This window comes from Streptosporangium sp. NPDC048047 (genome assembly GCF_040653115.1).
Classification (GTDB): Bacteria; Actinomycetota; Actinomycetes; order Streptosporangiales; family Streptosporangiaceae; genus Streptosporangium.
The window spans coordinates 66,411-85,607 of sequence record NZ_JBEZNH010000022.1; the positions used below are offsets into that span (position 1 = coordinate 66,411).

The 19,197-nt window shown below is 71.5% G+C and carries 16 protein-coding genes; 8 read left to right on the top strand and 8 right to left on the bottom strand.

What is annotated here, in order from left to right; all coding sequences use genetic code 11:
- Positions 1–11: 11 nt before the first annotated feature.
- Together AB0D67_RS20390 and AB0D67_RS20395 are read left to right on the top strand one after the other, a co-directional pair.
- Positions 12–1,127 (top strand): AAA family ATPase, encoded by a 1,116-nt coding sequence (locus AB0D67_RS20390; protein ID WP_362937613.1) that lies wholly within the window; start codon positions 12–14, stop codon positions 1,125–1,127.
- Positions 1,124–4,078 carry a DUF5682 family protein gene (locus AB0D67_RS20395; protein WP_362937616.1) on the top strand — a complete coding sequence of 985 codons (2,955 nt, stop codon included), beginning with the start codon at positions 1,124–1,126 and terminating at the stop codon, positions 4,076–4,078. The genes AB0D67_RS20390 and AB0D67_RS20395 overlap by 4 nt, the downstream gene beginning before the upstream one ends.
- A 117-nt stretch (positions 4,079–4,195) precedes the next feature.
- Here the strand turns inward: AB0D67_RS20395 and AB0D67_RS20400 are convergent, their stop codons facing one another.
- The 6 genes from AB0D67_RS20400 to AB0D67_RS20425 form a co-directional block, all read right to left on the bottom strand.
- Entirely contained in the window at positions 4,196–4,585 is a 390-nt protein-coding gene (locus AB0D67_RS20400) for a DUF3224 domain-containing protein (RefSeq protein ID WP_362937619.1), read from the bottom strand.
- A 202-nt stretch (positions 4,586–4,787) separates the two neighbouring features.
- Positions 4,788–5,822, bottom strand: coding sequence for a dipeptide ABC transporter ATP-binding protein (locus tag AB0D67_RS20405; protein WP_362937622.1), 1,035 nt, complete (start codon positions 5,820–5,822; stop codon positions 4,788–4,790).
- Complete coding sequence (locus AB0D67_RS20410; RefSeq protein ID WP_362937625.1) at positions 5,819–6,976, bottom strand: ABC transporter ATP-binding protein; 1,158 nt, start codon at positions 6,974–6,976, stop codon at positions 5,819–5,821. The genes AB0D67_RS20405 and AB0D67_RS20410 overlap by 4 nt, the downstream gene beginning before the upstream one ends.
- The gene (locus tag AB0D67_RS20415; RefSeq protein WP_362937628.1) at positions 6,976–7,935 is read right to left on the bottom strand and encodes an ABC transporter permease; all 960 of its coding nucleotides are present in this window, start codon (positions 7,933–7,935) and stop codon (positions 6,976–6,978) included. Before AB0D67_RS20415 ends, AB0D67_RS20410 begins: the two co-directional genes overlap by 1 nt.
- 19 nt (positions 7,936–7,954) lie before the next feature.
- On the bottom strand, positions 7,955–9,463 hold the full coding sequence (locus AB0D67_RS20420; protein ID WP_362937631.1) for an ABC transporter permease: 1,509 nt from the start codon (positions 9,461–9,463) through the stop codon (positions 7,955–7,957).
- Between the two features lie 155 nt (positions 9,464–9,618).
- On the bottom strand, positions 9,619–11,331 hold the full coding sequence (locus AB0D67_RS20425) for an ABC transporter family substrate-binding protein (RefSeq protein WP_362937634.1): 1,713 nt from the start codon (positions 11,329–11,331) through the stop codon (positions 9,619–9,621).
- Between the two features lie 487 nt (positions 11,332–11,818).
- On the opposite strand from AB0D67_RS20425, the gene AB0D67_RS20430 reads away from it, so the two are divergent.
- From AB0D67_RS20430 to AB0D67_RS20450, 5 genes are all read left to right on the top strand, one after another.
- Positions 11,819–12,703: a peptidyl-tRNA hydrolase gene (locus AB0D67_RS20430; protein WP_362937637.1), complete on the top strand. Its 885-nt coding sequence runs from the start codon at positions 11,819–11,821 to the stop codon at positions 12,701–12,703.
- A gap of 120 nt (positions 12,704–12,823) precedes the next feature.
- Positions 12,824–13,801, top strand: a complete 978-nt coding sequence (locus tag AB0D67_RS20435; RefSeq protein WP_362937640.1) for a hypothetical protein — start codon at positions 12,824–12,826, stop codon at positions 13,799–13,801.
- Between the two features lie 197 nt (positions 13,802–13,998).
- The gene (locus AB0D67_RS20440; protein WP_362937643.1) at positions 13,999–14,592 is read left to right on the top strand and encodes a nucleoside triphosphate pyrophosphatase; all 594 of its coding nucleotides are present in this window, start codon (positions 13,999–14,001) and stop codon (positions 14,590–14,592) included.
- 76 nt (positions 14,593–14,668) lie between these two features.
- Positions 14,669–15,439 carry an EI24 domain-containing protein gene (locus AB0D67_RS20445; RefSeq protein ID WP_362937646.1) on the top strand — a complete coding sequence of 257 codons (771 nt, stop codon included), beginning with the start codon at positions 14,669–14,671 and terminating at the stop codon, positions 15,437–15,439.
- A 162-nt stretch (positions 15,440–15,601) separates the two neighbouring features.
- Positions 15,602–16,738 (top strand): DUF4192 domain-containing protein, encoded by a 1,137-nt coding sequence (locus AB0D67_RS20450; RefSeq protein WP_362937649.1) that lies wholly within the window; start codon positions 15,602–15,604, stop codon positions 16,736–16,738.
- Between the two features lie 21 nt (positions 16,739–16,759).
- Here the strand turns inward: AB0D67_RS20450 and AB0D67_RS20455 are convergent, their stop codons facing one another.
- Entirely contained in the window at positions 16,760–17,098 is a 339-nt protein-coding gene (locus AB0D67_RS20455; protein ID WP_189245595.1) for a hypothetical protein, read from the bottom strand.
- A 144-nt stretch (positions 17,099–17,242) separates the two neighbouring features.
- Between AB0D67_RS20455 and AB0D67_RS20460 the strand changes: the two genes are divergently transcribed.
- Positions 17,243–17,872: a DUF1707 and DUF4870 domain-containing protein gene (locus tag AB0D67_RS20460; protein WP_362937653.1), complete on the top strand. Its 630-nt coding sequence runs from the start codon at positions 17,243–17,245 to the stop codon at positions 17,870–17,872.
- 156 nt (positions 17,873–18,028) lie between these two features.
- Here AB0D67_RS20460 and AB0D67_RS20465 read toward each other — a convergent pair whose 3' ends face one another.
- Positions 18,029–18,892, bottom strand: coding sequence for a septal ring lytic transglycosylase RlpA family protein (locus AB0D67_RS20465; RefSeq protein ID WP_362937656.1), 864 nt, complete (start codon positions 18,890–18,892; stop codon positions 18,029–18,031).
- Between the last annotated feature and the right edge of the window lie 305 nt (positions 18,893–19,197).

The following is a 19,197-nucleotide window of genomic DNA, read 5'->3' on the forward strand; positions in this document are numbered from 1 at the left end:
AGAAACCCCTGATGAACAACGAGATGCTGCGCGCGCCCGCCGAGGTGAAGTACGCCGAGGAGCTCGACTGGCTGGAGTCCGTGGACGACGGGCCCAAGCCGTTCTCCTGGCGGCTCAGCCCCAAGATGGTCCGGCTCTTCATTCTCGGATCCGAGCGTTCCGACGGCCTGGACCGGGAGATCCCGCAGAAGTGGTTCGGTGACCGCGGCTTCGTCGAGCGCAGCATCGTGACGCTCGCCTCCGACCGCGGCCTGCTGCTGATCGGCGACCCGGGAACCGGCAAGAGCTGGCTGGCCGAGCTGCTGTCGGCGGCCATCTGCCGCAACTCCACCCTGGTCGTCCAGGGTACGGCGGGCACCACCGAGGACCACATCAAGTACTCCTGGAACGTCTCCATGGTCATCGCCAAAGGGCAGTCCCGCGAGTCGATGATCCCCTCGCCGATGATGACGGCGATGGAGCGGGGCATGATCGGCCGCTTCGAGGAGCTGACCCGCTCGACCAGCGACGTGCAGGACGCGCTGATCTCGATCCTGTCCGAGAAGTACGTGTCCATCCCCGAGCTCGAAACCGACAACACCGTGTTCGCCCGGCCCGGCTTCTCGATCATCGCCACGGCCAACAGCCGAGACCGGGGCGTCAACGACCTGTCCTCGGCGCTGAAGCGGCGGTTCAACTTCGTCCGCATCCCGGTGGTGACGAACAGGACCAGCGAGGCGGAGATCGTCCGCTTCCGCACCACGGAGCTGCTGCGCCGCCACAGCATCGAGCTGGACGTGCCGCCCACGCTGCTGGACGTCCTGCTGCAGAGCTTCGCCGACCTGCGCGCCGCCGCCGCGTCGGCCGCGAGCGAGGACGAGAAGCTGGAGTCGGCGCTGTCCACCGCCGAGCAGATCGGCGTGCTGGAGGACGCCATCCTGCACAGCCACTTCTTCGGAGACCGGGCGCTGCGCGCCGAGACGCTGGGCGGCGCCCTGGTGGGGTCGCTGGCCAGGCGTTCCCCCGAGGACCTCGCGATCCTGAACAAGTACTGGCACGGCGTCGTCGAGCCGCGCAGCCGCAAGGACGGCGGGGAGTGGACCGGCTTCCTCGAGGGCGGCCGCCAGGCGATCTCGACGCTGTCATGAGCGCCTTCGACGCACTGCGCGAGCAGCTCCTCGACGCCGCCGAGGCGTTCTCCGGCGGCGGGGACACCCTGTCCGGCATCCTGGCCGGCATGGTCGACGACGTCGACCGGATGCTGGGGGAGAAGCTGGAGATCTTCCCGGTGTGCCACCACTCGCCGGCCTCCGCGCTGGCCATGACGCGGCGGTTGCGCGGCAAGCGGCCCAAGGTCGTCTACCTGGAGCTGTGCGAGGACCTGCAGCCGCTCCTCTCCGAGCTGCGCAACTGCAGGCTGCCGGTGGCGTTGCAGGCGTTCGCCACCCGGCTGGACGGCTTCCCGGCCGGCTCCGGCCCGCTCAGCGTGGTGGCGCCGGTGACCGAGGCGTCGGCGGAGTACCAGGCCATCGCCTACGCGCTGGAGACCCCGGGCGTCGAGCTGGTGCTGGTGGACCGCTCGGTGGACCACGTCTTCCAGTGGCTGCCCCGGGAGCCGGCCGGCGACGGGTCCGGGGCCGCTCCGGACGGCCACGCCTCCCCGGGAGCCCCGGCTTCCCCGGGCGCCCCGGCTTCCCCGGCCGCCCCGGCTTCCCCGGGCGGTCCGGCTGCTCCGGGCGGTCCGGCCTCCCCGGCCGGTGAGGCCGACGACGGGCGGGACGAGGAGGTGGCCCTGCACGGCGACGCCGTGGGTGTGGAGATCGGCGACCTACGGCCCGGCTTCGCCGAGCTGGAGGCGTACCTGCTGCACCACGGCAAGGTCCGCCACTGGTCGGAGTGGTGGGACCAGTACGTCGAGCAGCCGCTGACCGGCGCGGACCACGACACCTACCGGCAGGCCATGGCGCTGATCGGCAGCCTGTTCCGCCGGCTGCGCCCCTCCGACGGTGACCGCCTGGCCGTCGACGAGGAGCGTGAGCGCTACATGTGGACCCGGATCCGCGAGCACCTCGCCGCCTCCGGCGCCGACCCGGCGGAGTGCCTGTACGTGTGCGGCGCCTTCCACGCCGTCAGCCGGGTCGCCGAGTTCGGCCTGGAGTCCGGCGCGCCTCCGTACGTCATCACCCCCCGCACGGCCACCGACTGGCTGTACGGGCTCATCCCCTCCAGCCACTCGGCCATCGAGGCGCAGTTCGGCCTGGCCCAGGGGTCGGTGTCGATCGCCGCGGCGACCTGGGCCAAGGCCACGGCCCGGGGTGGTGTCACGCCGTACCGGCTGGCGGGGCAGCAGGGCGGCCGCGCCAGAACCGGGAAAGCCGGGAAGAACGGGAAGAGCGGGAAGGCGGTCACGGCGGCGGCGCCGGAGCCGGAGCCGGCTCCCGACCGGCTGTCGGGATTCCTGGCCGCCCCGCCCGCGCTGGACGGCCTGGACGAGGACGAGCTGCGCGGGTGGTGCGTGGACATCGTGCGGCTGGCCCGCCGCAACGGCTACCTCGCCAGCACGGCCGACGCCATCGCGGTGTTCGAGACGTCGATCCTGCTCGCGGGGGTGCGCGGCCGGGCCAGGCCGACGCCGTACGACTTCGCCGACGCCGCGGTGACCTGCATCGAGAAGGACGCGGTGCCCGGCCGTCGCGACGTCCGCCGCCTGTGCGAGATCCTGCTGGGCGGCGACCGGGTCGGCGTGGTCGGCTACGAGGCGCTTCCCCCGCTGGCCCGTGATGTCTACGACCGGCTGGAGCCCCTGGGGATCGACCTGGGCCGGCGCACCCAGCAGCGGGTTCTGCTGGACCTGACGGCGAACCCGGAGCTCCGGCCGTGCTCGGACCTGCTGTGGATGCTGCGCTACCTGCTGCCCGACGACGCGGCCCGGCCCATCATGGGGGTGCGGCGCCTCGGCGAGCGGCCCATCCAGGAGAGCTGGGACCTGGCGATCGGCCGCCACCAGCGGTCGATCGTCGAGCTGGGCTACGAGGGCGTCACCGTCGAGCAGGTGCTGGAGCAGCGGCTGCGCCGCAAGGTCCGGGACCCGCGGGCCACCGCGGGGACCGCGCTGGAGGCGGTGGAGGACGCCATCCTCTACCTGGGCGGCGGCCGCTTCGCCGACGAGCTGGGCGCCCGCGCGGTGGAGCTGCTGGCCGCCGAGCGCACCGTCGACGACGCCCCCGAGGTGCTGCGCCGGATGCGGCGGCTGCTGGCCCATTACCGCGCCGCCGCGCCGGGTCTGCCGGCCTGGTGCGAGGCGTTCGTCACCGCCGGGTACGCCCACTACTGCACGCTGCTGCCGTCCGCCTTCGCCGACGACAGCGGTGTCCGCCAGGTCGGCGCGATGCTGGGCTTCCTGTTCTCCATGGAGGGCCTGGCGCTGTCCCTGGGTTGCGACCGGACCCAGCTGGAGCTGGCCGTACGGCAGTCGCACCCGGAGGCCCCGGCCAAGGTGGCGCTGCTGTGGGCCGCCGAGACGCAGCTGGGCCTGCTCCCGAGGGAGGAGCTGCGCGCCCGGTGCGACGGACTGCTGGACAACCCGCTGGTCGTTCCCGCCTTCCCGCTCTACCTGAGCGGGTTCGTCCAGGCGCTCGATCCGGTCCCGGGCCTGGCGCCGTTCGTGGTGGAGGCGCTGTCCAAGGCGTTCGCGCGGCTGCCCGACCCCGTCCTGCTGCCGTGGCTGCCGACGCTGATCGCGACGCTGCGCCGGAACGTGCCGGAGCTGGTGCCGGTGCTCGTCCGGGAGGCGGGCCGGAGCTTCCCCGGCGGGCTGGCCGAGTTGGACGGATGGACCCCGCCGTGGGACCGTCCGGCCGGTCCCGCCCGGACCGGCCGGCCCGGCAGGGCGGCGCCCGCGCCGAGCGGCCCGGTGACCGGTCTGCTGGCCCGGCACCCCGCGGCGTGCGACGCCGTGGCCGGACTGCTCGGCTGCCCGCCGGAGTGGCCGGAGGGGCCCGCGGGTGGCGTGCCGGACGCGGGGGAGGAGCGGGTGCGGGCCCTGCTCGGCCGGTATCCGGCGGCGGTCGGCGCGGTCGCGGCGCTGCTCGGCGCCTGAGCCCCGGCCGGACCTCCGAGGAGTCGATCCCCGCCCCGGGCCCGGATCTCCTGGGCTCCCGGGAGACCGGGAGACCGGGGCCGCCCGGACGGTCGCGGCGGGACGGCCCGCGAGGGCTCAGCCGAGCTCGTAGTCCAGGTGGTAGGAGTGGGCGCCGCCGTCGTTGACGATCTGCCCTCCGCCGCTGAGGCCGGCCAGACCGCCGGTGCCCGAGCCGGGGAGCACGGTCCAGCTCAGGGCCGACTCCTCGGCGTGGGCGGTGGCGTTGTGGTGGAGCACGAAGGTGCCCTCGCGGCCGTCGAGGACGCCGGTGAACCGCTCGAAGCCGGCGTAGGCCGCGGAGTCCTCACTGACGACGGCGGTGATGATGTCGGTGGTGCTGGCGCCCTTCAGACCGCCGTCGAAGGTCTTGACGACGTGGACCCGGGAGAGCGCGGCCCCCTCCGCCTCGTCGTAGGGGGCGGGCTCCCAGCTGTCGATGGAGAAGGTACCGGTGGCACGGGGCATCTGAGGGACTCCTCGGTCGTCGTACGGCACGGGCCCGGTCTTCCGCGCCCGTGGAACGGACCTCATCCTGCCGCCCGTACCTGTCGGCTCCTGTCAGGTACGGCGCGGGGCCCGGACAAGGCGCGAGCCGTACGGGTGGGGGGCGTCCCGTACGGCTCACGCGTCTGTGGGGGGTGCCGGGAGATCTCCCGGGGGGCTTTCGTCAGGCTCCGGCGACCTCGGCGAAGTGGCAGGCCACGGGGTGGCCGTTGCCGCGGTCGACGAGAGCGGGCTCCTCGGTGGCGCAGATGTCCTGCGCCTTCCAGCAGCGGGTCCGGAACCGGCAGCCGCTCGGCGGGTTCAGCGGGCTCGGCACGTCACCGGTGAGGATGACGCGCTCGCGGGCGCGCTCCTCCTTCGGGTTGGCCATGGGAGCCGCCGACAGCAGCGCCTGGGTGTAGGGGTGGGCGGGACGGTCGTAGAGGTCGTCCCGCAGGCCGGTCTCGATGACCTTGCCGAGATACATCACCGCGACCCGGTCGGAGATGTGCCGCACCACCGACAGGTCGTGGGCGATGAAGACGTAGGCCAGCCCCATCGCGTCCTGAAGGTCCTCCAGCAGGTTCACCACGCCCGCCTGGACCGACACGTCGAGCGCGGACACCGGCTCGTCGAGGATCAGCAGCTTCGGCTCCAGGGCCAGGGCCCTGGCGATGCCGACCCGCTGGCGCTGGCCGCCGGAGAACTCGTGCGGGTAGCGGTTTCCGTGCTCGGGGTTCAGGCCGACCAGCCGCAGCAGCTCGGCGACCCGGTCGGGGCCGCCGTCCTTCCAGCGTTCGTGGACCTTCAGCGGCTCGGCGATGATGTCGTTGACCGGCATCTTCGGGTTGAGCGAGGCGTAGGGGTCCTGGAAGACGATCTGCATGTCGCGCCGTACGGGCTGGAGCTCCTTGACCGACATGGCGGTCAGCTCCTTGCCCTGGAAGCGCACCGAGCCCGAGGTGGGCTTGTGCAGCTGCAGGATCGCCCGGCCCGTCGTGGACTTGCCGCAGCCCGACTCGCCCACCACGCCGAGGGTCTCGCCCTCGTCCACGTGCAGGGACACGCCGCTGACCGCCTGCACCTGCGCCACCACCCGGCGCAGGAAACCGCCGCCGCGGACCGGGAAGTTCATCACCAGGTCCTCGACCTTGAGCAGATGGTCGCCGCTGTCCGGCTCCCGCTGCGGGGCGGGCGTCTCCTCGGTCGTCACACTCATGCCTTGGTCTCGCTCTCGGTGCGGAAGAACACGGTCGGGTCCTCGACCGCGGCCAGCCGGTCCCAGTGGTGGCAGGCCGCGAAGTGCCCGCCGCTGTCGGTCTCGGCCAGCTCCGGCTCGGTGGTCCGGCACACCTCGTCGGCCAGCGGGCAGCGCGGCGAGAAGGGACAGCCGGTCGGCAGGTTGATCAGCGACGGGGGAGTGCCCTTGATCGGCCGGAGCCGGCTGCCGGAGGTCTCCAGCGACGGGATCGACCCCAGCAGGCCCGCCGTGTACGGCATGCGGGGCCCCTCGAAGACCGGGTCGGTTTCGCCGATCTCGACCGGCCGCCCGGCGTACATCACCAGCACCCGGTGGGCCATGCCCGCGATGACGCCGAGGTCGTGGGTGATGAGCACGATCGCCGCGTTGACCGCGTCCTTGACCTCCAGGAGCTTCTCCAGGATCTGCGCCTGGACGGTCACGTCGAGGGCCGTGGTCGGCTCGTCGGCGATGATGACGTCCGGGTTGTTGATGACCGCCATGGCGATCATCGCGCGCTGGCGCATGCCGCCGGAGAACTCGTGCGGGTAGCTGCGCAGCCGCGCCTCGGCCTGCGGGATGCCGACGAGGTCGAGCATCTCCTTGGCGCGGGCCAGCGCGTTCTTGCGGGGCATCAGCTCGTGCGCGAGCACCGCCTCGGCGAGCTGGTCGCCGATCGAGTGCACCGGGTTCAGCGCGGTCATCGGGTCCTGGAAGATCATCGCGATCTTGCGGCCGCGCAGGCCCCGCTGCTTGCGGGGCGACATCTTCAGCATGTCGTCGCCGCGGAACAGGATCCGGCCCTTGACCCGGGCGCTCTTGGGCAGCAGGCCCATGACCGCCATGGAGGAGACCGACTTGCCGGAGCCCGACTCGCCGACGATGCCCAGCACCTCGCGTTCGCGCAGGCTGTAGGAGACGCCGCGGACCGCGTGCACGACGCCGTCCTCGGTCGGGAACTCCACGCTCAGGTCCTGCACCCGGAGGATCTCGTCCTCCGACGGGGGCCGTACGGCGTCCCGCTGCAGGCCGGTGTGCACCTCCCCGGCGGAGTCGAGGATGGTGCTGGCGATGTCGTAGGTGTGCACGTCGCCCTTGCGGGGCTCGATCGGCACGTTGGGAGGAGTCGTCATCAGGCACGCACCCGGGTCTGTCGTGGGTCGAACGCGTCGCGCAGGCCGTCGCCGATGAAGTTGATCGACAGCGCGATCGCGATGATGAAGATGCCCGGCCACCAGAACAGCCACGGACGGGTGCTGAACGCGGTGCGGTACTCGTTGATCAGCTGACCGAGGGAGGTGTCGGGGGGCTGCACGCCCAGCCCGAGGAACGACAGCGCCGACTCCAGCAGCACCGCGTTCGCGGTGGCCAGCGTCGCGCTGACCACGATCACGCCGATGGTGTTGGGCAGGATGTGCCGGAAGATGATCCGGCGGGCCGGGGTGCCGACCGCGCGGGCCGCCTCCACGAACTCCTTCTCCCGCAGCGAGAGGAACTCGCCGCGCAGCAGGCGGGCCATGGTGGGCCAGATCGTCAGGCCGAGGACGATGCCGAGCGGCACCACGCCGGCGTCACCGAACTTGCGGCCGAGGACGGCGGCGATGACCAGGACCGGAATGGTGATCATCACGTCGGTGACGCGCATCAGGACGGCCTCGACGCGCCCGCGGTAGTAGCCGGCCACCGCGCCGACGACGGCGCCGACCACGGTGGCCACGATGCCGACCAGGAAGGCGACGATGATCGACTGCTGGGCGCCGCGCATGGACTTGGCGAAGTAGTCGACGCCGATGTCGTCCTGGCCGAACGGATGGTCGCCGATGGTGAACGGCGACAGGCTGAGCGTCGGCTTGCCCTGGTTCACCAGCGCCCCGGTGGTGATGTAGCTCTGGTGCCACCAGCCCGGGATGCCGGCGAAACCGATGGAGCTGAAAGCGAGCACGAGGACCAGGCCGAAGACGATCATCCCGGCCAGCGCGGCCCGGTGCCGGAAGAACCGCCGTCGCACCATCTGGGCCTGGGTGCGGGCGACGATCGTCATGCCCTGCTCGGCGCCGCCATCCGGTGCCTGCGCTTGTGCGCTGAGTGTCATGAGTGGGTCTCCGATGCTTTCACGACAGCCGGATGCGCGGGTCGAGGTAGGCGTAGAGGATGTCGGCGATCATGTTGAACACGACCACCGTGGCCCCGGTGACCAGGAAGAACGCCATGACCGGCCCCGGGTCCACCTCCATGAGTCCCTTGGTGAACATGAAGCCCATGCCGCGCCAGCCGAAGACGTTCTCGGTGACCACCGCGCCGCCGATCACGCCGGCGAGGTCGAAGGCCATCATGGTGGTGACCGGGATCAGGCCGTTGCGGAAGGCATGCTTGAGGACGACGGTGCGCTCGGGGAGGCCCTTGGCCCGGGCGGTGCGCACGTAGTCCTGGTTCATGACCTCCAGCATGCTGGCCCGGCTGAACCGGGTGTAGGTGGCCAGCGAGATCAGGATGAGGGCCATCGTCGGCAGCAGCAGGTGGCCGGCGCTGTCGAGGCCCGTCTGCCAGAAGTCGCCCTGATAGTTGGGGGTGCGGGCGCCGATCGTCGAGATGGGGCGGTGGCGCACGGTGTCGCTGTAGCCGGCGAACGCCTGGAACATCCGGTCCAGGAAGACCATGGCGCCGGTGAAAACGCCGGTCAGCGTGGCGGCGGTCATCGCCTGGCGGCGCTGCAGGCCGCCGAGGACGTAGCCGAGGCCGAGGCAGACGGCGATCGTCAGCAGCAGCAGGCCGCCGATCTCCAGCCAGGTCGGGTCGGTCAGCACGGGGCCGAGGATCTGCGAGCAGATCGCACCGATCACGGCGGCTGCGAGGGTGGCGTACAGCGGGCCACGGTACTGCAGGCCGGCGGTCAGGGCGGTGAAGCCGACCGCGGCGGCCAGGCCGAAGGCCAGGATGAGGGGGGTGCCCAGGCCGGGGTCGGCGAACCAGCGGGTCACCGACAGGAGGGTGAACAGCGCGCCGCCGGCCACGAGGCCGACGGCGAAGGCGACGAGCCGGCGCCTGCGGTCGCCGACGGTGAGCGCGCCGAAGATCAGGCCGCCGAGCAGGGCGAGGGCGCCGATCACCGCGGGCGGGATGACCGGGTCCTTCAGCCAGTTGTTGAACTCGATGGCGACGTACTGCTTGAGCATGACCGCCACCCAGAAGAGCGGCAGGGAGAAGCAGATGAAGGCGGCGAAGGTGACGGTGTAGTCGAAACCGCTGTACTGGCGGAGCGCGGAGATGATGCCGATGACGATGCCGACCGTGATGGCCAGCACGGTCGCGGCGAGCACGAGCTGCAGGGTCGCCGAGAGCGCGTCGCTCAGGATGGGGGCGATGGCCTGGCCGTCGCGGTTCACGCCGAGATCGCCGCGGACGATCCGGCCCAGCCAGCCCAGATAGCGCAGCACGACGGGGACGTCGAGTTGCATCCGCTCGGACCGCTCGGCGATCTTGGTGAGCTTCTGAGGGCTGTTGTCCTGGCGGAGGTCCTCAAGCGGGTCGCCCGCGAAAGCGGTGAGGACGAAGATGATGAAGGTCGCCGCCAGGAGGACGAAGAACGAGATGACCAGTCTCCGCGCGATGAAGACGATCACTTCGTCACCTCCCGTTCATGGAAGAGGGACTGCGTGGATCAGGGCCGGGACCGGGAGGGCTTGTGGCCTTCCCGGTCCCGGCCCCGTGGGGACTGCTGTTTTCCGTCAACCGCGGCCGTGGCCGTGGCCGTGGCCCGCGGTCGGAACGGGTGGGACTACTCGATCGTCCACTTGTCCATGTTCCAGCTGATGCCGGCCTGGGTCGGGTTCGGGATGACGTTGTTGACGCCCTCGGACCACGCGGTCAGGTTCGGGTTCTCGTACAGCGGGATCGTGGCGAGGTCCTGCCACATGATCTTCTCGGCCTCGGCGATGAGCGGGGTCTGCGCGGCCTTGTCGGTGGTCGCGTTGACCTTCTTCAGCAGCTCGTCGACCTTCTTGTTCGAGTAGCAGCCGTTGTTGTTGCCCTTGTGCTCGCTGTCGCACTTGCTGGGCGAGGTGTACGTCGAGGTGCTGCCGCTGATCAGGTCGGAGCCGATCCAGCCGAACAGGGCCACGTCGTAGGTGTTGTTGGTCAGGCCGTTGCCGAAGAAGTTCTCGTCGCCGTTGTCCTTGATCTTGAAACCGGCCTTGCTGCAGGAGTCGCTGATCAGCTGGGTGACCGAGGTGCGGCGGGGGTTCGGCGACTGGTAGCCGATCTTGATCTCGACGCCTTCCTTGCCGGCCTTCTTCAGCAGGGCCTTGGCGCCCTCGATGTCGACCTGGTCGTACTTCTTGTCCTCGCCGCCGATGCCGTTGACGACGTCGGCGTAGCTCGGCTGGACGCTGGAGACCAGACGGGCCTGGAGGATGGTGGCGTTCGGGTTCAGCGGCTTGATCAGGTTGTCGACGATCAGCTGCCGCGGAACGCACTTGGCGAAGGCCTCGCGCAGGGTGCGGTCCTTGAACGGGCTGGAGTCCATGTTGAAGTCAAGGTGGTCGTAGAAGTACTGCGGACCGGTCTTGACGGTGACGCCCTCAAGGGCGTTCAGCTGGTTCAGCACGTCCGGGCCGGGTTGCGGCACGGCGATGTTGACCTCGCCGTTCTGCAGCGCCTGCGCCTGCTGGTCCAGCGCGATGAAGCGCTCGACGATGGTCTGCACCTGCGGCTTGGGGCCCCAGTACTTGTCGTTGACCGTGAAGGTCAGCGACTGGCCGGCGTCGAACTTCGACAGCTTGTACGGGCCGGAGGAGGGGATCAGGTCCTCGCTGAGCAGCTGGCCCTTCATGAGCCAGCCGTCGTTGTAGAACTTGATCGCGTCGGCGAGCTTCTTGGCGTCCTTCTTCTTGACGGCCTCGATGAACTCGTCCTCCGACAGGCCGCCCTTCTTCTCCACGACCTGGGCCGGCATGATCTGGCCCTGCGCGTACAGCGCGCCGGCCCAGTCACCGAACGGCTCGCTGTAGGTGTGGGTGATCTCCTTGCCGCCCTTTTCGCAGTTCGGCACGTCGGTGAGCTCGTAGCCGGTGGTGCCGGCGGTGGAGAAGCCCTTGATCTTGCCGGAGTTGGCGGCCCAGGCCAGCATCAGGTCGTCACAGTCGATCGGCGTGCCGTCGGACCAGACGGCCGCGGGGTTGATCGTGTACTTGACCTTCAGCGGGTCGTCGGAGATCTTCTCGTAGGTCCCGAAGTCCTTGTTCGGGGTGACCGTGCCGTCGCCACCGAAGTACCAGAAAGCGGTCAGCACGCGCTGCAGCGGCAGGTTGTTGCGGGAGGCGTTCTCAGCGCCGGTGTTGCCGTTGTAGGAGCTGAACTCCTGGTCGAAGGCGAAGGTGACCGTCTTCCCCGCACCGGAGCCCGAAGAGGCTGCGGCCGAGCCCGACGTGGTGGGCTTGCTCGCCGAGTCGGTGCCCGCGCAGGCGCTCAGCAGGAGTGCACCTCCTGCCACTGCTACTAGAAACTTGCCAGATGTCCGCGCATGGAACACGGCAGCACTCCTTTTATCGTCCGGTCTGGGGTCAGCCGTCAGCAATGGTCGAACAAAGCTGAGCATCGGGAGTCTCCCCTGGACAAGTGGGGCGACTTGGGTGTTGCAGACCTGATACCGGCGGCGTCCCATCCTGTAACAAAGCGGGCCGGTAATCGGGAAACTACGCAATTGCGAAAATAAGGAGGAAAGTTCCTTATGTCTGCGAAGTCCGCTATGTCCGGTAACGCATAGTGCTCGGATGTGGCCCGGCGGGAGTGGGGAAGCGATGGATCCGCAGGTGGACGGCCCGCCGGGATGTGGACGGGCCGGATCGTCGTCACTCTCCGCGATCGGGCGGCTGATGATCCCGTTCCGGTGGAGGGAGCCCGGCGGCCCGGGACGGTCCGTCCGGTACGGCGTGACCCGCCGGTCCCCGCACCCCCGCCGGACGGGCACCCTGGAAGGCGTGAACGAGCCGAGCGGGCAGCGGGACGGGTACGGCGCAGCGGAGGCCGCGGGGGCCGGGGAGGCGGGGGCCGGGGAGACCGGGGAGGCGGCGGAGGACGTGAGGACCGAGGGGACGGCGGAGGCGGGGAGGACCTTCACGGGGGCCCCGGAGACCCCCGGGGCGGTCTCGGAGGCCGGACGGCCCCGGCGGGACGAGGACGTGGCCGGGCAGCGGGTCCTCCCGCTCGTGGTCCGCATCGAACGGGCGGCTCCGCCCGAGCGCACCGACGCCCTGGAGGCCGCCGCACTGGCCGTGCTGACGCTGCTCGACGCTCCGCAGGCGGCCCCCGGAGGCGAGTGGGCCGAGGCGGTCCGCGCCTGGGAGGACGGCCGGATCAGAAAGGTCGTACGGCGGGCGCGCGGAGCCGAGTGGCGCCGGGTGCTCGCCCTGCCCGGCCTCACCGTCACCCACGGCACCGCCGAGGTCCGGATCCACCCGCCGGTTCCGCTCGACGCCTGGCCCAGGGACCTGTCGCGTCTCCAGGTCTCCGGCACCGACCTGTCCGACTCCGCCGAACCGGCGCCGCCCGCGCCCGGGGAGCCGGTCCTGTGGGTGAACCCGGGCCTTGCGATGTCGGCGGGCAAGGCGATGGCCCAGGCCGGGCACGCCGCCCAGCTCGCCTGGTGGGCCGGAGACGAGGACGCGCGCCGCGCCTGGCGGGAGCGCGGCCTGGCGGTGGCCGTGCGGACCGCCGCGCCCGGCGACTGGGGGGCGCTGGCCGGCTCCGGTCTGCCCGTGGTCAGGGACGCGGGGTTCACCGAGATCGAGCCCGGCTCCCGTACGGTCGTCGCGGACGTCCCGTGGCTGCGGTTCGCCTTTCGGCAGGTGTCTGACCAAACGTGAAAAAATCACTCGTTTTCTAAGTGTGATGGGTATCCCGCACGGGATAAGCCGATTTGTCGTACGCTCCCGATCGTGCTCGATGGGGTGGGTGGGACCGAAGGGACCCGTGGGACGGGTTCCATGCCGACATACGTGGTGGCCGAGGCGGAGACCTCCGAGCTGCCGAAGATCGTCGCCGGGCCCGGGCCCAAGAATCCTCCGGTCTCAGCGGTGAAGCGGTCGCGCATCGGCGACCTGCCGATGCGCGTGATCTACCGGTTCCTGGCCGTGACCGTCACCGTGATCGTGGCCGCCGTGGCGGCGGTGATCGGCTTCGTGTCGTCCGGCTCCTCAGAACGACCGGGCGGAGAGGCGCCGGGGCCGATCGCCGCGCCATCTGCCGCGACGCCCCCGCCCGGTCCCGGTTCCTCGCCCGAGCCGCTGTCGGCGCCGGCGTCGGCCTCCGCGTCCTCATCGGCGTCGGCGTCGGCGTCCGCCTCCGCGTCCCCCTCCGCCTCGCCGACCGCGAGCGCGGCCCCCGCCACGCCGCCCCAGAGCGCCGCGGTGCTCGCCGCCCTGGCCGATCCCCGCGTCCCCGAACTGCCGGACGACAAACGGCTCGGCCGGCTGCCCGGCAAGGAGCACCCCGCCAAGCGCCGTGTCCGCGACACCCGTTCCGGGGTGTCGCTGATCCGCTTCGGCAAGCCGTGGAAGGGCTACGGCGCCGCGCCGTTCGCCACCAGGCAGGTCCTGCCGAAGGTCAGGGGCGCGGCCTCACGCGGGATGCTCGTGAGCTGCCCGGTGCCGATCAACGTGCAGGAGACCGACAAGGACACCGCGCTGCTGGCCGCGCGCTGGACGCTCAACCATCACCCCCGCGGCGGGGAGATCACCTGGACGGCCTCCCAGTCGATCAAGGACGGGTGGATGCTGGCCTACCAGGTGAGGTACAAGGTCAAGGGCAAGTCCCATCGCTCCATGGCCGCGGTCGCGGTGAAGGAGGTCCCCGGCGTGGACAAGCCGGCCCTCGTCTTCGTGACCATCCCCGACGTCCAGCGCTCCCACTGGCGCGACATCAACACCGCGATCTCCTCGATCTCCACGATCAAGCCGGAGTAGGCCCGGCCGCGGCGCCCGCGCGGACGGCCCGTCCCGCGCGGGACGGGCCGTCCGCTCCGGAGCCCTCCCACCGGCGCCATGTCCTCCAACCCGGCGTCCTCCAACCCGGCGTCCTCCACCCGGCCCGATCGATGCCGTGCCCCGCCCTCGGGAGGGGCCGTCCGCACGGGTCGCGGTGGACGCTAGGCTCGGCAGACGTGACCAGGATCGTTCTCGCCTCCGCCTCGCCCGCCCGTCTCGCCCTCCTGCGCAGTGCGGGGCTGGACCCCGAAGTCATCGTCAGCGGAGTCGACGAGGAGGCCGTCACCGCCGCCAGCCCCGGAGAGCTCTGCCTCACCCTGGCGCGCGCCAAGGCGGCGGCCGTGGCGCGCGACGTGACCGGCGGCCTGGTCATCGGCTGCGACTCGGTGCTGGAACTCGACGGCCGGGCCTACGGCAAGCCGTCCTCGCCCGAGGAGGCCGTCGCCCGCTGGCGGTCCATGCGCGGCCGCGAGGGCCGCCTGCTCACCGGCCACTGCGTGATCGACACCGCGAGCGGCGGACAGGTGTCGGAGGTGGGGGCCACGGTCGTGCGCTTCGGCGCGCCCTCCGATGACGAGATCACCGCCTACGTCGCCACCGGCGAGCCCTGCCGGGTCGCGGGCGCCTTCACCCTGGACGGCCCCGGCGGCTGGTTCGTCGAGGGCATCGAGGGCGACCACGGCAACGTCCTGGGCATCTCCCTGCCCCTCCTGCGCCGTCTCCTCGCCACACTGGGGGTCTCCGTGCCGGGCCTGTGGCGGCGCGCCTGACCTTCCGGCCTTCCGGCCTTCCGGCCGGGGCGGCGGCGGCGTACGGCGATCGGCCGCTCCCGCTAATCTTCCGGCCATGGGTCATTTCCGCTCCTTCGCGAAGGGCGCCGGCTTCTTCCTCCAGGGACTGCGCTGGGTCGCGCGCAACCCCCGGTGGTGGCTGTTCGGTCTGGTCCCGGCGCTGATCGCGTTCGTGCTCTACGCCGTCGCGCTCTACTTCCTCGGTTCCAGCGCGCGGGACATCGCCGAATGGATGACGCCGTTCGCCGCGGGGTGGGGGGAGGCGGCGCGCTCCACGCTGTACACCCTGCTCGGCGTGGCCCTCTTCGGCGCGGGAGTGGTCCTGGCCGTGGTGACCTTCACCGCGGTCACGCTGATCCTGGGCGAGCCCTTCTACGAGAAGCTCTCCGAGAAGGTCGAGGAGAGCCACGGGGAGGTGCCGGACGGGCCCGAGGTCCCGCTCTGGAGATCGATCCCCCGCTCGATCAGGGACAGCCTGATCATCCTCGGGTACACGCTGCTGTTCACGATCCCGCTGTTCTTCCTCGGCTTCGTGCCGGTGGTCGGCCAGACGGTGGCGCCGGTCCTGGGTGCGATCGTGTCCGGCTTCTTCCTCACCGCCGAGCTCACCACTTTGGCCATGGAGCGCAGGGGCATGCGGCGCAGGACACGCTTCGCCCTGCTCAGAGCGGACAAGGCGGTCGTGCTCGGCTTCGGGGTACCGCTCTTCGTCATCTTCCTGATCCCGCTGGCGGCGGTGGCCGCGATGCCCGCCGCCGTGGCGGGGGCGACCGTCATGGTGCGGGCGCGCCTGGCGCCCGCGGAGCCTCTCCACCGGCGGGGCTGAGACAGGGCCGCCGGGCCGCCGGGCCGCCGGGCCTGCGTGCCGGGCGCGGCGCGCTCCGGGCCGCCGGGAGGTTTTCCACAGGCCGGCCCGATCCCGTCCGGCCGTCCACAGAACGGGATTCGGCCGGACGGAGGAGGCGGGGGACGCGCGAGGCTCTGGGCCATGACAACCGACCTCCCGGCCTCGCCGGCCCCGTCCGTCCAGTCCGTCTCCCTCGCCGACCAGCCCGGTCTCCTGCTCAGGTCCACCGAGGACGTCCTCGGCGCCGTTCCATACCTCCTGGGGTTCCACCCCGCCGACAGCCTCGTCGCGATCGGCCTGAGGGGCCGTCCTCCCCGGGGGCGGCTGCATCTCACCGTCCGCTGGGACCTGCCGCCCGTCGACCCGGACGCCGCCCAGGTCGCCGCGGTCTTCCGCCGGGAGGGGGTCACCCAGGTCATCCTGGCCGGATACGGCACCGGCCCCCTGGTGACCCCGGTCATGGACGAGACCGTCGCGCTCTTCCGCCGGGGCGGCCTCGTCGTCGTCGACGCCCTGCGGGTGGAGGACGGCCGCTACTGGTCCTATCTCTGCTCCCGGTCCGGATGCTGTCCTCCGGACGGCACACCGTACGACCCCCGGGCCGGGGAGATCGCCGCCCAGGCGACCGTGCGGGGGCTGGTCGCCTTCCCCGACCGGGAGTCTCTGGCCAGGTCGCTCGACCCCGTCGGCGGCGCCGCGCGGGAGGCCATGCGACGGGCCACCGCCCGGGTCACGAGGGAGGTCGGAGAGAGGCTCGCCACCTGCGGCGACGTCGAGGGGTTCGCGGCGGAGTTCGTGGCCGACGGCGTCACCCGGGTCCGCGCGGCCATCGGCGCCTACGCCGCGGGCGGGCGGCTCGACGACGAGCAGGCGGCCAGGCTGGGGCTCGACCTGGCGGTGGTCCGCGTCCGCGACGAGGCGTGGGCGCTCGTCACCGACGACTCCTGCGACGTCCACCGCCGGTTATGGCAGGACCTCACCCTGCGGCTGGAGCCGCGGTTCGTCGCGCCGGCCGCCTCCCTGCTCGGCGTGGTCGCCTGGCGGGAAGGTGACTCCGCACTGGCCGGGGTGGCCTTGACCCGTGCGCACGAGGCCGATCCCGGCTACTCCATGGCCAACCTGCTCATGCACGCACTGCGGCACCTGGTCCCGCCGCAGGCGCTGAAGGACAGGATGCCCAGCCCCGAGGAGCTGGACGAGGAGATGGGCAGTCCCCGAGCCGCGTGGCTGCTACCCATGATCTCCCTGCTGGAGGAGCCCGCGGCACAGGCCGGGTGACCGGCCCAGGATGCCCGGAGGTCAGTCCTCGGCGAGCCTGCGCCGCTCGTTGTAGGCGCGCATCCGGGGCGGGTAGCCGGTCAGCTGCACGTCGTAGACCGGAAGCGACAGGTCACGGGCCACCTTGCGGATCACCGCGGGGGAGCCGACCCGGCGCCTCGTCCACTCGCCGTCGTCCGCGATGGCCATCGCCGTGGTGTCCGTCGCGAAGGTCTCCGGCTCGACGTAGAACTCGACACCCCGGCGCGACTTCGCGAAGGCGATGAGCGCCTCGATGTCGGCGTCGGTGGCCTCACGATCGAACTTGGCGATCTTAGGGCCGCCTCGCCGCCTCAATCCGTAGCGATCCCGCCATCTCATGCCTCTTATATACATCTCCCAGGGGTCCGACGGGGTCATGCCGGGGTGCCCTCTAGGGGATATCCAAGGGTTTATCCGGATGGACCGGCCGGAAGCCCACCGCGATCATGGAGGTAAGCCAACGACGAAGGGTATGTCGGTCTCATGGAACGGACAGCGACACCGGAGGCGAGCCCGTGGCGCGAAACCGGGGCGTCCCCCGCTCCGGGGCCGGGCCACGCCGGTCTGCGGGTCAGCAACCAGGACCGGGAGCAGGTCGTCGAGCACGTCAAGACGGCCTATGCCGAAGGGCGGCTCGACAAGTTCGAGTTCGACGACAGGCTGGAGCGGGCCATGACGGCCCGCGTCCACGGTGACCTCATGCCGATCATGTACGAGCTGTACGGCTCCCGCCCCGCCGTCCCCGCGTTCCACCCGCAGACGGGCGGGCGGCCCCTCCCGTACCCCGCCGCGCGGGCGAAGGACGGAGGAGAACGGCTGGGCGCGGCCGCGGCGCATCTGCTGCCGCTGACCGGACTGTTCGCGATCGGCCCGCTCATCATGCTGCTCGCCGCCGGTAGGACCTCGCCCCACGTCCGCAGGCACGCGGTCGAGGCGCTCAACTTCCAGCTGACCCTGCTGGGTGCGACCGTGCTCCTGGCCATCACCGTCGTGGGCGCCGTCCTGATCCCGGCGGTATGGATCGGCGGCATGGTGCTGTCGGTGATCGGCGGGGTCAAGGCGCTGACCGACGATGACTTCCGGTACCCGCTGGCGATGCGCCCGGTGAAGTAGGCGTCCGCCGGCCCGTAGGCGCCGACCGGTCCGGAGGCGCCGGCCGCCCCGGAGGGGACGCCGGTCGGGAGGGGACGCCGGCCGAGTGCCGGGGATGCCGACCTGAACCGGGGCCTCGTGGGCCATCGGGGCCTCACCGGCCTGCGGGGGAGCCGGTCAGGTGGCGAGGACCTCGTACTTGACCCGCATGACGCCCGCACCGGTGTCGCCGATGGCGGAGAAGGCCGCCCTGGACAGGTCCAGGCAGCGCCCGCCCGTGTAGGGGTCGCGGTCGTTGATCCGGACCGTCACCGACTCGCCGTTGGCCGGGTTGGTCACGCGGACCTTGCTGCCCAGCGGCAGGGTTTTGTGAGCGGCGGTCATCGCGCTCGGGTCGAAGCGCTCGCCGCTGGCGGTCATCTGCGGCTCGTCGTAGTAGGAGGCGCCGCAGGCGCCGCTGGAGAGCACGCGCCCCGCGTTCGACGTGTCGCGGGCGCCGGACCGCCGTGTCTTCGGCTTGCCCGTCGTCTCGCTCTTCGGTGTGTTCCGCGCGGTGCTCCTGGCCGTGTTCGCGGCCGTGCTCCCGGTGTCCTTCGGCGCGGAGGCGGTGTCCCGCCCGCTCCCGGACCGCGACCGCGGGGCGGCCTCGGCGGTGGGGCGGGTGCCGGGGGACGTCCCCGTCGTGGTGGAGGTCCCGGGGGAGGCCGCCGGGGAGGGGGAGACCCGGGGGTTCGCCTCGTCGGCGGCCGCGGAGGCGTTCGGACCGGGCGTCCCCGAGGAGGACCCCTCCGAGGAGGACGCGGAGGGGGAGGCGAGGCCGTCCGGCGTGGTGTCGCCGGGGGCACCGGCCTGCCGGGGGCTGAAGACGGCCGCCGTGGACGCCCGCGAAGCGTGGTCGTCGGCCGAGAGCGCCCAGGCGGTGCTCGAGACCGCCACCACCGCGGTGGCGCCGACGGCCAGCACGGCCAGGCGCCGCCGGTTCGTCTCCGGCTTCCGGAAGGGGAGGGTCTTGTCGGACGGGGGAGCGGAATGCAGGCCCAAGGGTGATCACGGGTCCAAGGTCGGGGGCAGGACGCGAGACGGCCATGGGGCACGAGGGGACGAGGGGGATGCAGGCCGTTCTCGTGGGCGGGGAGACGGAATGTCACCCGCGCGATGCGGTCGAACATATGCGACAAAGAACCGGTAAAGGCAACTTAAAGCGTTGCAAGTGATTCATATCACTGTGTCAATGAATCTTGATGGAGATGCAAATAAATGATCGTGTGCGGATCATAAAAGATCATTCAGCTGTCCGGATCTGCGATCTCCGGGCTGGTCCGCGGGGTTGTGAGCGTACGCGGTGA

Bases quoted from the DNA above. Each gene is read 5' to 3' on its own strand.
- AB0D67_RS20435 (WP_362937640.1), top strand. From the start codon at position 12,824: ATGCCGACATACGTGGTGGCCGAGGCGGAGACCTCCGAGCTGCCGAAG.
- AB0D67_RS20445 (WP_362937646.1), top strand. From the start codon at position 14,669: ATGGGTCATTTCCGCTCCTTCGCGAAGGGCGCCGGCTTCTTCCTCCAG.
- AB0D67_RS20455 (WP_189245595.1), bottom strand. From the start codon at position 17,098: ATGAGATGGCGGGATCGCTACGGATTGAGGCGGCGAGGCGGCCCTAAG.
- AB0D67_RS20415 (WP_362937628.1), bottom strand. From the start codon at position 7,935: ATGACACTCAGCGCACAAGCGCAGGCACCGGATGGCGGCGCCGAGCAG.
- AB0D67_RS20400 (WP_362937619.1), bottom strand. From the start codon at position 4,585: ATGCCCCGTGCCACCGGTACCTTCTCCATCGACAGCTGGGAGCCCGCC.
- AB0D67_RS20450 (WP_362937649.1), top strand. From the start codon at position 15,602: ATGACAACCGACCTCCCGGCCTCGCCGGCCCCGTCCGTCCAGTCCGTC.
- AB0D67_RS20460 (WP_362937653.1), top strand. From the start codon at position 17,243: ATGGAACGGACAGCGACACCGGAGGCGAGCCCGTGGCGCGAAACCGGG.
- AB0D67_RS20390 (WP_362937613.1), top strand. From the start codon at position 12: ATGAACAACGAGATGCTGCGCGCGCCCGCCGAGGTGAAGTACGCCGAG.
- AB0D67_RS20405 (WP_362937622.1), bottom strand. From the start codon at position 5,822: ATGAGTGTGACGACCGAGGAGACGCCCGCCCCGCAGCGGGAGCCGGAC.
- AB0D67_RS20395 (WP_362937616.1), top strand. From the start codon at position 1,124: ATGAGCGCCTTCGACGCACTGCGCGAGCAGCTCCTCGACGCCGCCGAG.
- AB0D67_RS20410 (WP_362937625.1), bottom strand. From the start codon at position 6,976: ATGACGACTCCTCCCAACGTGCCGATCGAGCCCCGCAAGGGCGACGTG.